The organism is Algibacter agarivorans (assembly GCF_039543245.1).
GTDB lineage: Bacteria > Bacteroidota > Bacteroidia > Flavobacteriales > Flavobacteriaceae > Algibacter_G > Algibacter_G agarivorans.
Genome location: NZ_BAABJJ010000018.1, coordinates 30,197 through 44,149, shown reverse-complemented (window position 1 = coordinate 44,149; position 13,953 = coordinate 30,197). Strand labels below are relative to the sequence as shown.

13 protein-coding genes are annotated in these 13,953 nt (G+C 29.7%); all 13 read left to right on the top strand.

What is annotated here, in order from left to right:
* Positions 1 to 2 precede the first annotated feature (2 nt).
* Genes ABD935_RS07685 through ABD935_RS07625 form a run of 13 tightly spaced genes read left to right on the top strand, consistent with a single transcriptional unit; the run spans position 3 to position 13,903 of the window.
* Positions 3 to 2,474, top strand: a complete 2,472-nt coding sequence (locus ABD935_RS07685; RefSeq protein WP_345191202.1) for a GumC family protein — start codon at positions 3 to 5, stop codon at positions 2,472 to 2,474.
* Positions 2,475 to 2,534: 60 nt separating this feature from the next.
* Positions 2,535 to 3,428: an ABC transporter permease gene (locus tag ABD935_RS07680; protein WP_345191252.1), complete on the top strand. Its 894-nt coding sequence runs from the start codon at positions 2,535 to 2,537 to the stop codon at positions 3,426 to 3,428.
* The gene (locus ABD935_RS07675; RefSeq protein WP_345191199.1) at positions 3,428 to 4,306 is read left to right on the top strand and encodes a class I SAM-dependent methyltransferase; all 879 of its coding nucleotides are present in this window, start codon (positions 3,428 to 3,430) and stop codon (positions 4,304 to 4,306) included. Before ABD935_RS07680 ends, ABD935_RS07675 begins: the two co-directional genes overlap by 1 nt.
* Positions 4,299 to 5,570: an ABC transporter ATP-binding protein gene (locus tag ABD935_RS07670; protein ID WP_345191198.1), complete on the top strand. Its 1,272-nt coding sequence runs from the start codon at positions 4,299 to 4,301 to the stop codon at positions 5,568 to 5,570. Before ABD935_RS07675 ends, ABD935_RS07670 begins: the two co-directional genes overlap by 8 nt.
* Positions 5,571 to 6,440, top strand: a complete 870-nt coding sequence (locus ABD935_RS07665; protein WP_345191197.1) for a GT-D fold domain-containing glycosyltransferase — start codon at positions 5,571 to 5,573, stop codon at positions 6,438 to 6,440.
* A 14-nt stretch (positions 6,441 to 6,454) separates the two neighbouring features.
* Positions 6,455 to 7,225, top strand: coding sequence for a hypothetical protein (locus tag ABD935_RS07660; protein ID WP_345191196.1), 771 nt, complete (start codon positions 6,455 to 6,457; stop codon positions 7,223 to 7,225).
* Positions 7,226 to 7,233: 8 nt separating this feature from the next.
* A complete protein-coding gene (locus ABD935_RS07655; RefSeq protein WP_345191195.1) occupies positions 7,234 to 8,169 on the top strand; it encodes a glycosyltransferase family 2 protein in 936 nt (311 codons plus the stop codon).
* 50 nt (positions 8,170 to 8,219) lie between these two features.
* Positions 8,220 to 9,173 carry a glycosyltransferase family 2 protein gene (locus ABD935_RS07650; RefSeq protein WP_345191194.1) on the top strand — a complete coding sequence of 318 codons (954 nt, stop codon included), beginning with the start codon at positions 8,220 to 8,222 and terminating at the stop codon, positions 9,171 to 9,173.
* Positions 9,170 to 10,117: a glycosyltransferase family 2 protein gene (locus ABD935_RS07645; RefSeq protein WP_345191193.1), complete on the top strand. Its 948-nt coding sequence runs from the start codon at positions 9,170 to 9,172 to the stop codon at positions 10,115 to 10,117. The genes ABD935_RS07650 and ABD935_RS07645 overlap by 4 nt, the downstream gene beginning before the upstream one ends.
* A 31-nt stretch (positions 10,118 to 10,148) precedes the next feature.
* Entirely contained in the window at positions 10,149 to 11,405 is a 1,257-nt protein-coding gene (locus ABD935_RS07640; protein ID WP_345191192.1) for a glycosyltransferase family protein, read from the top strand.
* On the top strand, positions 11,402 to 11,992 hold the full coding sequence (locus ABD935_RS07635) for a hypothetical protein (RefSeq protein ID WP_345191191.1): 591 nt from the start codon (positions 11,402 to 11,404) through the stop codon (positions 11,990 to 11,992). The genes ABD935_RS07640 and ABD935_RS07635 overlap by 4 nt, the downstream gene beginning before the upstream one ends.
* A gap of 7 nt (positions 11,993 to 11,999) precedes the next feature.
* Complete coding sequence (locus tag ABD935_RS07630; protein ID WP_345191189.1) at positions 12,000 to 13,085, top strand: glycosyltransferase family 2 protein; 1,086 nt, start codon at positions 12,000 to 12,002, stop codon at positions 13,083 to 13,085.
* 50 nt (positions 13,086 to 13,135) lie between these two features.
* Positions 13,136 to 13,903, top strand: coding sequence for a polysaccharide pyruvyl transferase family protein (locus ABD935_RS07625; protein ID WP_345191188.1), 768 nt, complete (start codon positions 13,136 to 13,138; stop codon positions 13,901 to 13,903).
* Positions 13,904 to 13,953 lie beyond the last annotated feature (50 nt).

The following is a 13,953-nucleotide window of genomic DNA, read 5'->3' as shown; positions in this document are numbered from 1 at the left end:
TTATGGCTTACGACGACATAGAAGATATAGAATTTAGCGAAGGCAAAGGCGTTAGTTTTGATGCTAGAGGGTTTTTGTTTAAGGTGCTTAAGTTCTGGAAACTTTTTGTTTTATGTATTGGTGTAGGTTTAATTATAGCGTATTCCGTTAATGATAGAAAGCAAAATGTTTACAGGTTAAATTCTCTTATTTCTTTAGATAATGAACAAAATCCTATTTTCGGATCAAGCACGAATATTTCGTTTAATTGGGGAGGTGTTTCTGGAAAAGTAGGAAAAACAATGATTTCATTAGTAACCAGAAATCATAATGAAAAGGTTGTAGATTCGTTACAATATTACCTTCAGTATTTAAAACAAGGCAAGTATATTAAGGTTGATGCTTATAAAAGTGTGCCATTTGTAATTAAAATTGATAAATCTAAGCCGCAGGTTTTAGGAAGGCCAATCGGTATTCGTTTTTTAAGCAGTACGCAGTATGAGGTTTTTATCAACTTTGAAACTAGCCAAGTTAGTGCACAGAATTATTCAGATAAATCAATAAATAAAATTTCAATTCCTCAAGGCAAATTTAAAAAAACGGGAACTATTGGAGAAATTATTAATCTGCCTTTTGCGAGTTTTACATTAAATAAAGTAGCAGAAGGAACTATAGTACCAGATTCAGAATATTACATTCAATTTTTAAATTTTGATCGTGTTGTTAATAGTTTTAAAAATAAAATTTCTGTAAAAACATATTCTAAAACATCGCAATCCATTTTAACCTTAACGCTTTCAGGAAATAATAAAGCTAAAATTGTAGATTATTTAAACACAACTAGCGCCATATTAAGTAAAAGCGAGTTAGAAAGAAAAAACATATATGCCACCAATACTATAAAATTCATAGACAGTAGCTTAAGCATTGTAAATACTGATTTAGAGTCGGTTACGGAGACTATGAATGCTTTTAGAAAGCAAAATAAAGTATTCAATTTAGATGAAGAACTATTACAAGTATCAGATAGAATTAGAGAGCTAGAATTAGAAATTGAAGGAGAGCAGTCTAAATTACAATATTTGGATATTCTTCAAGATTATTTAAAAACTAAAACGGATTATACAAAAATAGCAGCACCAACCTCAGCAGGTATCGAAGAAGGCAATATTGTTAATAGTGTTAGTAAAATTACCCGTTTAGCAATTGAACGACAAGAACTAGAACAGTTGGTGCAAGAAGGGTCGTCTTCGCTCAAAGAATTGGATGGGAGTATAAATGCTGAAAAAAATGTGCTTCTAGAAACCTTAGCTTCCACGAAGAAAACTATTGCTGTACAGATAAAATCTTTAAATTCTAAAAAAGCAAGTTTAGAAAAACGCTTAAGTGGTTTACCCGCAGATCAACAGGAATACCTTAAAATTCAGCGCAAGTTGAACTTAAGTCAAGAAGCTTTTGATATTTATATGGCAAAACGGAGTGAAGCCGCCATTGTAAAAGCGGCAAATGTATCTGATATTTCGGTTATAGAAGCAGCCAAAGATATAGGCGGCGGACTTATCGGGCCAAATAAGGATTTGAATTACATGATGGCGTTAGTCATTGGTTTTTTTGGACCTATGCTATTAGTGTTTATACTTTTTATACTAGATAATAGCATTCATACCGTAGATGAAGTAAAGCGTTTGTCTAAAATCCCCATTTTGGGCTTAATTGGCGAATATGATCATGATAATAATTTAGTGGTTTACGAAAAGCCAAAATCTGCCGTGGCGGAGTCTTTTAGAGCTGTTCGGTCTAGTTTGCAATTTTTTTATAAAAAGCTGGATAAAGAAGAAGGGCGTACCATAATGATTACGTCTTCAGTAAGTGGAGAAGGTAAAACTTCATGTTCTATTAATATAGCAAGTGCCTATGCGTTATCGGGCAAAAAAACAATATTATTAGGTTTAGATTTGCGAAAACCTAAAATTTTTGGCGACTTTAAGTTGGACAACAATAAAGGTGTTGTGAATTATTTCATTGGAGATAAAACCTTAGAAGAAGTTACTTTTAAAAGCCATATAAAGGATCTGGATATTATAACTTCTGGTCCTATTCCTCCTAACCCGTCCGAATTATTAATGGGCGATAATATGAAAGAACTCATTGGGATATTGAGGCAAAAATATGATATGATTGTACTTGATTCACCACCATTAGGTTTGGTTACCGATGCTTTAGAATTATCGCAATATGCAGATGCTACCTTATTTGTTATCCGACTAAATTATACAAAAAAAGGGATGCTCGAATTGGTAAATGCCAAGTATAAAACTGGAGAGCTAAAAAATATAAGTTATATTTTAAATTTTTATAAGCATAAAAAAGGGTACGGCTACGGTTACGACTACGGTTATGGCTACGGTTATGGCGTATATGGTAATGCTTATCATGAACCTTCCAAAAAGAAAGGTTTTATAGGAAAACTGAAGAACCTGTTAAAATTGAAATAATTCTTGAAACATCTAATGTTGTTGTTTTAACCCTAAAGGCTAACTATTATTTAAGTGAAATTGAATACACCCAAACAAGACCAGTGGTTATATCGTATTACGCCAAAGCAGAAGTTTATAGACTTAAATTTTAAAGAAATTTGGAGATATAAAGATTTGATGCTTTTGTTTGTAAAACGCAACGTTGTCACCTTATACAAACAAACTATTTTAGGACCATTATGGTATTTTATACAGCCCTTATTCACATCAGTAATTTTTACCTTAGTATTTAACAATATTGCCAATATTTCTACAGGAGATGGTATACCTTCGTTTTTATTTAATTTAGCAGGCATCACTTTGTGGAACTATTTTAAAGAATGCATAGTGGGTACAAGTGATACGTTTAGGAAGAATCAAAATATTTTTGGAAAAGTTTATTTCCCTAGAGTTATTATGCCCATATCGGTGGTGGTTTCAAACCTTATAAAGTTTGGAATTCAGTTGTTGGTATTTGTTGGTTTTTATGTGTATTATGTGTTTTTTACAAATCAAGCAACTCAGGCGTCCCCACAAATGGAGTTGCTCTTGTTACCCGTGTTGGTATTTTTTATGGGGCTTCTTGGTTTAGGCTTCGGTATGGTTATATCATCAATGACCACAAAATATAGGGATTTATCATATCTGGTCACTTTTGGTGTGCAATTATTAATGTATGCCTCGGCAGTTATGTATCCTCTAGATTTAATTAAAACGAAAGTTGCCGAAGGTAGTATTCCTAATATAACAGGTATTTTAATAGAATATAACCCTATGACAACTATTGTAGAAGCCTTTAGGTTTATTACACTTGGCGTGGGCGATTTTTCTTTTTCGAAACTCATATATGTTATTGTAGTGAGTTCGGTTTTATTCTTAGTGGGGTTAATTATTTTTAATAAAACTGAAAAAAGCTTTATAGATACGGTATAATGAAAGTGATAAGAAAGGAAAGTATTTCCAACATTACTAAGAACAGAGACTTTTATGATAAAAAATATAAAGGTGTAAATGTTAGTGGACTTATAAAAACCTTAAATAACTTAGATGCATTTTTAAACGATGCCACAACCACCGATATTAGTTGGGTAGGGATGTATATCAATAATTTTAAAGATACGGTTAAAGGTAAAAAAATCATGGAATTGGGCTGTGGTAATTGTGCCAATGTAGCTATATTGGCAGCTTTAGGAGCCGAAGTTGTAGCTAATGATATTTCAGATTATAGTGAGGATATTGTTAAAGCACTAAATGAAAATTATAAATTTGAACACAATATAACATTTGTAAAAGGCGATTTTACTAGTCATAATTTACAAGAACAATCATTGGATATGGTTATTGGCAAAGCCTTTTTGCATCATTTAACATTAGAACACGAATTTGAAGTTATAAAAAAAATTAGTCAAGTGTTGAAACCAGATGGCGAAGCACGTTTTTTTGAACCTGCTGTAAATAGTAAGATTTTGGATGAATTGCGTTGGGCGGTACCTATGAACAACAGGCCATCCAAATTATTAAGCCCAAAAGCTTTTAAGCAATGGGAGGATTCAGATCCACACCCGCATCGCGATAATAGTTCAAAACATTTTAAACGTTTAGGACATCAGTTTTTTGATACTACTGAGATTATACCAATGGGTATGCTAGAGCGTTTTTATCGCATTTTGCCTTTTTCAACAAAAACCCTCAGAAAATACAGAAGAGTTGCATTAAAGTTAGAAAAATACGCACCAAAATTCATGCAATATTTTGGAGCGAGAAGTCAAACCATAATTTATAAAATGCCAAAACAAACAAGTCATGTCTGATATTATTTTAAAGGCTGAAAATATTTCTAAACAATACCGTTTAGGTCTTGTTAGTTCGGGCACTTTAAGTCATGATCTGACCCGTTGGTGGCATAGGGTAAGAGGTAAGGGCGATCCGTTTTTAAAAATAGGAGAAACCAACGATAGGAGCACTAAAGGCGATAGTGATTATGTTTGGGCATTGCGGGATATTAATTTTGAAGTTAAACGTGGTGAAGTTTTGGGTATTATCGGTAAAAATGGTGCTGGTAAATCAACACTTTTAAAAATACTCTCTAGAGTTACCAGTCCTACCACTGGCGAAATTAAAACCAAAGGACGTATTGCTTCTTTACTTGAAGTCGGTACAGGGTTTCATCCAGAAATGACTGGTCGAGAAAATATATACCTTAATGGAGCCATTTTAGGTATGACCAAAAAGGAAATAGCTTCAAAAATCGATGAGATTATTGAATTCTCTGGGTGTCAGCGTTATATTGACACACCTGTTAAACGGTATTCCTCAGGTATGAGAGTACGTTTGGCATTTGCAGTGGCAGCTCATTTAGAACCCGATATTTTGGTGATTGATGAGGTATTGGCGGTTGGCGATGCGGAGTTTCAAAAGAAAGCGATAGGTAAAATGCAGGATATTAGTAAAGGTGAAGGACGTACGGTGTTGTTTGTTAGCCATAATATGGCAGCTGTTAAGAACTTGTGCACAAGAGGAATTGTATTGGAACATGGGAAAGTTGTGTTTGAAGGAAGTCAAAGTAGTGCTATTGATTTTTATACATCTTTGGGTCTTAATAAATTTAATGAAGAAGCAAGACACCATAATGATAATGGAGTGGTTTCAAATTTTAATTTTACAGTATTAAAGGAGAATAAAGAAATATTAAATTCAAATTCTATATTATTAGGAGCTCGATTAATATTTAATTTTAATTTTAATATTATTAAAGAGACAAATGATTTGTCAATTTCTTTTGACTTTTTTAATCTACAGAATGAACTAATATGTCATGTAACAAATGAAGATTCTGGATACTATATTAGTAAAGCCCAAAAAGGAAGCAATTTGAATATTAATGTTATTACAGATAGAATTTTATTTATTCCTGGACGATATTTTGTTAATTTTTGGATTGGAACAGCTCATATAGAAACTGTTTATCAGGTTGAAAATATTTTTAATTTTCAAATAGAACAGAGTGGTTTTACCAAAAGAACCAAACCATTACCAACACATGCCAAGCTTTATTTAAATACTAAATGGGATTAAATGAGATTTAAAAAAAGTATAAAAAGAAAATTAAGACCTATATTAAAAAAATTGTCGTATAAATATTTTTATAGAGATTTTAAGGAATTAATAATTCTTGAAAATATGGATAATATAAGGATTCAAACGACTTTTAATACTTTAAATGAACTTGAAAATTGTATAAAACTAAATCAAAGAGGAGCTTATTTGCGGTTTGGAGATGGAGATATTTATCTTTTAAATAAAAAACATGATTCTTATCAAAATGCTAATGAATTTTTAGCAAAAGAAATGTTAGAAGCTTTTCAGATTAATGATAAGTACGTTTTCAAGTCATTGGCAATACATTCCGAGAAATTTGGTTATGAAGATGGAATGTTTGATGGGAATCATAAAAATAATCAAGTTTTATCTATTAGTTTATTAAAATCTACCTATATGTTTTTTATTGGTCAAAAAATATATAGTCCAGTAGCTTTACATTTTACAGCAACTCAAAACCCAATTAGGACAAATTCTTTTTTAAAGATGTTGAAGTCAAAGACAAAATTATTTATAGGAAATAAAGAATTAAATAAATCTGTTATTAAAATGTTATTTGGTAATTCCATTCATATTAAAACACCATCAAAAAATGCTTATGATGACATTAAAAGAATATATACAGAATCGAAATTTGAAATTGAAAAATTTGATGGTTTTGCTGTTGTTGTTGTTGCTATGGGCTGCTCAGGTAGACCTTTGATGAAAAGATTGCTTTTAAATAAATTTAATATTTTTTTATTTGATTTTGGTAGCCTAATAGATGGTTTTGACGGTGTAAATAGTCGAACTTGGTTAAAAGTTAATAGTATTGATTATAACAAGTTAACGGAAAATTTAACTTAAAAATAATTTTAAAGATGAATAAAGTTTCAGATAAAATATTTTGGCATAAGTTCGATGTTTTTTACGAACCTAGATTGCCTAATAAAGAGGCAAGCAATATTCTTGAGATTGGAGTTTTTGAAGGAAATTCTATAAAATATTGGAGAGAACGCTATAAACTTGCAAATATTTTTGGAATTGATATAATTGGTGAACGTGAATCTTGGCCAAAAGATAATAATATAAAATATTTTGAAATAGACCAAAGTGATGTTACTAAATATAGACTTTGTTTGTCAGAAATTAATAAAATATTTGACATTGTCATAGAGGATGGGAGTCATGACCCTTTGCATCAAAAAATATCTTTAATAGAAACACTTCCATATTTAGAAAAAGGCTCAGTATATATTTTAGAGGATATTCATACTTCACATGTTGAGCACCCACTTTTCAAGAGTCGATTAAATAAAATTAATTCTTCTTTGAAATTTTTTAAAAAAAAGAAAATAGATTACTACATGACTTTGCAATGCTTATTACATTTAGAGCATTTTAAAAGAATGAACAGAACTACAGTCGATTTTAACAATTCTATTAATTTTAAACAAAGTTTGTTTACTGAGGAAGAATTAATTTTACTCTATAATAAAGTAAAAAAAATAGAAATTTTTAAAAGATCAATACTACCTGATTATTGTTATGCATGTAACAGAAGTGATTTTAATTATATGACATTAAAATGTAAATGTGGTACAGATTTATATTCAAATTCTGACTCAATGACTGCTATGCTTTATTTTTAAATAATTCTATGAAAGTTTATGTTATAATAGCAACTTATAATGGAAAGAAATGGATTGAAGAATGTTTAACCAGTGTTTTATTCAGTTCAATATCAATTACAATTATTTTAGTTGATAATTTTAGTAATGACGATACAGTACAATTAATAAACTTAAAATTTAAAAAGTTAATACATTTAAAAAAACTAATATTAATTGAACAAAAAGAAAATTTAGGTTTTGGAAAAGCTAATAATATAGGTGTGAGCTATGCATTATCAAAAGATGCAGATTTTGTGTTTTTATTGAATCAAGATGCCTATTTACAGCAAGATACAATAAGTGAATTAATAAAAGTTCATAAAAGTAATAAAGATTATGGAATTATAAGCCCAATACATTTAAATGGAGATGGAAGTAGATTGGATCAAAATTTTTCTAATTATTTAAAAGCGAACAATTCTATAATTTTTGATGTATTACAACAAAATTATGGTAAAACTATATATCAGGTTCCTTTTGTAAATGCGGCAGCATGGTTATTGCCTCGAAAAACCATAGAAAAAATAGGAGGATTTGATCCTATTTTTCTTCATTATGGAGAAGATGATAATTATTGTCAACGCATATTATTTCATAACCTTAAAATAGGTGTTAGCCCTTATGCATATGTCTATCACGATAGAGAAAATAGTAACAAAGTGAAAGATAAAAGCGAAAAAGAAAAATTGATTTTTAAGGAACGATATTATAAATACAAATGGGCTAATATTAATATTGAAGTGAAAAGGGATATTAAACAACATAAAAATAAATTGCAGAAACTAATATTAAAGCTTTTAATTAAATTTAAATTTAAAGAAGCAATTTATTATAAAAAGGAGTTGAGTTTGATAAATCATATTCTTCCAGAAATTTTTAATAGTAGAAGGATTAATTCAAAAAAAGGGAAACATTATTTATAGATTCAACTATGATTTTTTATTTACATTTTAAAAAAGTATTCAACACATAAATGAAATCACTAGTTTCAATAATTATCCCAACTTATAACCGCGCTCATGTAATTGGAGAAACACTTGATTCTATATTGGTACAAACCTATGCTAATTGGGAATGCATTGTTGTAGATGATGGAAGTACAGATAATACAATGGAATTTATGAAATTGTATTGTGAAAAAGATACTAGATTTAAATACTATCACAGACCAAAGGATAGACCAAAAGGAGCTAATGCATGTAGAAATTATGGATTTGAATTAAGTAATGGAGATTATATTAATTTTTTTGATAGTGATGATTTAATGGTTTTTAATAAAATCGAATTAAAATTAAAAGTATTGTATGAGACTAAAGTAGATTATGTAATTTCAAAAACAATTGATTTTAATCACCCAAATTCAAATGAGGTCTTTTCGTCAACATCAACAAATTATAATTTTAAAACATACCCTTTAAATCATTATAATTATGTGTGTCAATCATTAAATTGGTTAACACCAGATGCCTTAATTAGTTCGAAATTTGTAAGACAAATTCGCTTTAATGAGAAACTATTTCGAGGACAGGAGTATAATTTTTATACTAAACTTACACTCTTATCTGAAAAAGGTTATTTTTTAAATAAATTTCTAACTAAGCGAAGATTACATGATGTTTCAATAAAAAATCAATTTACTCAGTATGAGGTAGATAGGTATACTGTTGAGTTAAGAGTTATAACACTTTTGGAAATATATGATAAAACTTCAAATGAGGTTAAACGTTGGTTTATAGCAAATATTATTAAAAATATAACAAGAGTAAATATCATTTTGAAGCCTAAAGAGGAACTTTTGTTAATTACCGATTTATATAATTTTTTTGGAGTTAAATCATTAATGTATTATATGTTTTCTAGATTATTAAAATATATTTTTGGAAGAAATGAATCCGTTAGACTTCGATTAAAAAGTTCATTAAAATGAAATTTTCTTTAATCATACCAACTTATAATAGAGCAACCTTAATAGGGGAGACTATTCAAAGTGTAATTGACCAAAGTTACTCAAATTGGGAATGTATAGTGGTGGATGATGGTTCTACGGATAATACAGAACAGGTTGTTAATGAGTTTATAAACAGAGACTCTCGGATTTCATTTTATAGAAGGCCTGAAGGTAGGCTTAAAGGTGCAAATGCATGTAGGAATTTTGGTTTAGAAAAAAGTAATGGAGCTATAATTAATTGGCTAGATAGCGATGATTTATTAATAGTTAATCATTTTCAAACACATATAAATGAGCACGAAAAAAGCCATGTTAATTGTGTAGTATCAAGAGCCTTAACCTTTGGGTCTAATCTAGAAGATTTAAATGACTTGTGGTCTGAAATCACCCCAAATGAAGAAGATTGGAAAGATATGATTTGCGGAAGAATAAGTTGGGCTACACCATCACCAACATGGAAAAAAAACAGTCTTCCTATTAGACCATTTAATGAAGCATTACAAGATGCGCAAGAATGGTTTTTTCATGTTACAATGTTACTAAATGATATGAGTTATCAAATATTAAATATAGATACAATAAGAGTAAGACGACATGATAAAAGGATAGGGAAAAGTGTGAGCGCTCAAAAGTTCTGGTCAAGGTATGTTTCTAGATTAATGATATACAGGACTTTGAAAAAAAACAGGAAGCTGGATAGTAATTTAGAGTTTTATTTGTTTAAAATTATGCTGAATGCACTTAAAAAATCTACTTATCATCTGTATTTTAATAATATATTTGAAATGTCGTTTTCTTTATTATGGTATGGAATAAATACAATATATTGGAAACAAATATATCGAGGAGTTTTGTTAGGTGTTCCTTTGTATTCAATTTTTAAAAAGGGAGAAACGTTTTTTAAGTTTAAAAATCGTGTTTAAAAATAATTGGAATCTGATTCTAAAGTATAAAATGAAAATATTAGTTTTATGTGAATCCATAGATGTTAATGATAGCAGTGCTACAAAGGGGCGTGTTGCTCTCATTAATAATTTAAAACAATGTGGTTTTAAACTAAAAGTATATCACTATACAAGAAAAAATATTTTTATAGAAGGTGTTGAATGTATTGCTATAAAAGAGCAGAAAGTAAATATATTTTATTTGTTAAGTAAATTGCAAGTTTCTATTCGCCGCACTTTTAAAATAAATATCAGTACTTTTTTTGAAAAGCAATTTGGTTTTTCTTTTTCTTTCTTTAATGATGTTAATAGCATTAAAAAAGCTCTAGATAAAGAAGTCGATTTTAATCCAGATTGGATATTAACCCTTAGTAAAGCTGCTAGTTTTAGATCCCATAAAGCACTATTGAAATTGCCCAAATGGCATAGTAAATGGTTGGCTTATGTTCACGATCCATATCCCATGCATTTTTATCCTAGACCATATAATTGGGTTGCTCCAGGTTATTATCAGCAACAAGAGTTTTTTAGAGCGGTTTCAAAAAAAGCGGCACATAGTGTTTTTCCGAGTAAACTTCTAAAAGAATGGATGGGAAGCTATTATTCAGATTTTTTAGAACGAAGTATTGTTATTCCTCATCAAATTTCGGATAATTTAGAAATAAATAAAGAAACACCAGATTATTTCAAAGAAAATAAGTTTACAATTTTGTACGCTGGCAGTTTAATGAAACCCAGGAATCCAAGTGGTTTAGTTGAGGGGTTTCAAAAATTTTTAGAGAATAATAAAGGAGCAAAAATACATGCTCAATTACTAATTTTAGGAAAAAAAGAGTATTTTGGAAATTATTTAAACGTTAAAAAAATGGAGTTGCCTCAACTATATTTAAGTTCAGGATATGTTCCTTTTAATGAAGTACAATACATTCAAAACAATACTTCTGTAAACGTTATTTTAGAAGCAAAATCTGAAATTAGTCCATTTTTACCAGGCAAGTTTCCACATTGTGTAAAAGCTAATAAGCCCATTTTATATTTAGGTCCTAAACAAAGCGAAACGTTACGACTTTTAGGGGGAAATCATCCATTTTCATCTGAAATTGATGAAGTCGATAAAATTGCAAGTCATATTGAAGTATTATACCATCATTGGAAAAACAAAACAGAACAGCAGTTTTTAAATAGGCCAGATTTAGAAGTGTATTTATCTTATGAAAATTTAAAAGAAACTATTGAGCGACTAAAAGAGGTATCTATAAAAGCATGATTAAAAAAGTAAAAAATAAGCTTCGAAGATTAAAAACTAAATATAGTAAGATTTCAAATACGTATTTTAATAAATCTCAAAAGCAATCGGATATAAATCGTTGGAGCCAACAAAAATCATTGTTTTCATCATGGGATGAACGAACACAATTATTGGCCAGTCAAGTGTTGCCAAACAGTAAAGTTTTTGAGTTTGGTGCTGCACGTTTAGTTTTAAAAAACATGTTGCCAGAAGACTGCACTTATTTACATTCAGATATTGTAAAAAGGAATGAGGAAACTTTAGTCGTAGATTTAAATAAGGAATTGCCAAAACTCCCAAAAGTAGATTATGTTATATTTAGCGGTGTTTTAGAATATGTATTCGAAATTAATACAATCATCGTTCACTTATCGCAGTTTACAAATCATTTCGTGCTTTCGTATGCCACGACCAATACATTTGCTAACACTTCTGAAAGAAGATTTCATGGTTGGGTTAGCGATTTAAGCGAATCTGATATTATAGCTATTGCCAAGGCACTTAATTGGCAATCTAAAATCATTGGAACATGGAAAAACCAAACCTTATTTCAATTTAGTAAATAATCGTGTAATGAAATTTACCATAATATATGCGTATAGAAACAGGGAACCGAATAGGGTTGAACTGTCTTTATTATCATTAAAAAAGCAAAAACATATAAATTTTGAAGTGGTTTTTGTAGATTATGGTAGCACACTTGAATTTTCTGAAAACATAAAAAAAGTTGTTGAAGTTTTTGAATTTGCAACTTACTACCATATTGGTCATAACGGGTTGTTATGGAATAAAAGCAAAGCGCTCAACTACGGAACTACAAAAACCAAAACAGATACCATTTTTATTGCAGATGTAGATGTGTTAGTTGCTCCAGATTTTTCAGAAGTAATAGAATCATTAATAAAGCCAAATCAGTTTTCGTTATTCAGAATAGGTTATTTACCAGAACGTGTGACTTCCAATGTTATTGAAAACTCAGATTTTGATATGTTAAAACCCAAACATTATGGCGATACTTTTGGCGTTGGTTTATTCCCTAAGAAAGCTTTAGAAAAAGTTGGAGGCTTAGATGAGTTCTTTCATTTTTATGGATCAGAAGATGAAGATTTAAATTTCAGGTTAGTAGCTGCTGGTTATAAAATGAACCGATGCCAATCAAATATGTTACTTCATCAATGGCACGAAAGGTATCCACAAAAGGCTAAAGAAAATTTATCGGCAATACCACGATTGTCAAATATTCAGCGAATTAATCAAAGACATTTTTTAAGACATAAAGAAACTCAAAAGTTCGCCTTAGATGCAGTTCAAACTAGAAAGTACTACTCCAATTCAGATTACGAAATACTTGAAAAACCTTCAAAAATAATAGAGATTGATAATATTGAAGCAGAAGTCATTCATGTTTTAAATTATGAGTTACCACTTTTTAAAAGCCATATTGTTAAAGTAATAGTCAAGGAGTCGGCTTTCTACAATTCATCAAAATACAAACTTAAAACAGCTCTGAATAAGCAAACGCAACCGTATTTATCAATGAAGGAAGTCAATGATTTGATATTGCAAAAAATACTTTTCGATTACAGAAACTATAATTATTCATATAAAGTTTCTAAATATTTAAATTCTGTTGAATTTACTATAGATTTAAGAAACTAATGAGGAGTCGAAAAAAAATACGATTGTTCTGGTGGAGTGAACCTTTGTTAATGGGAAAGCCTAAAGAAAATTATGGAGATGTTTTAGGTAGGTATTTAGTGGAAAAAATTTCGAATAAAAAAGTACTTTTTTCTCATCCTAAAAAGTTTAGTATCCTAGATTTTTGGCAGCCTATTTATGTTACTGCTGGCAGTATTTTAGCGCATATCAATAAAAAATGTGTGGTTTGGGGTAGTGGTGTTATTCAAGATAATCAAATAGTAAAACCGGCAAAATTTTTGGCGGTTAGAGGCCCAGAGACTAGAAGAGTTTTAATGAGCCAAGGTTATGATGTGCCAGAAATATATGGAGACCCTGCGTTGCTTTTATCAGATTATTACAATCCTAAACTTGATAAAAAATATCAATTAGGAATTATTCCGCATTATGTAGATTATGAGTTTGTTAAGAATAGTTTTAGCCATATAAAAGATGTTGTAGTTATTGATTTAATGACTAATGATATTGAGCATACAACCAATGAAATATTACAATGCAAATACATCATGTCCTCATCTTTACATGGAATTATAGTTTCTCATGCGTATCAAATACCAGCTTTGTGGATTAAGTTTTCTGATAAGCTTTTTGGTGACGATATAAAGTTTAAAGATTATTTTAAATCAGTATCCATAGAACCATATACTCCACTTAGTATCGAATTGTTAAACGATAATGAGAATTTTGAAAAATTATTCGAAAGGGATAAGGCGCTTCCGGACAAAAATATAATTAATAATCTTAAAAAAGGCTTAATGGATGTTTGCCCATTTAAGTAACGCCAATGTAATTATACATTAACGTATTCAAGCTTGTTCATTTTTAGTTA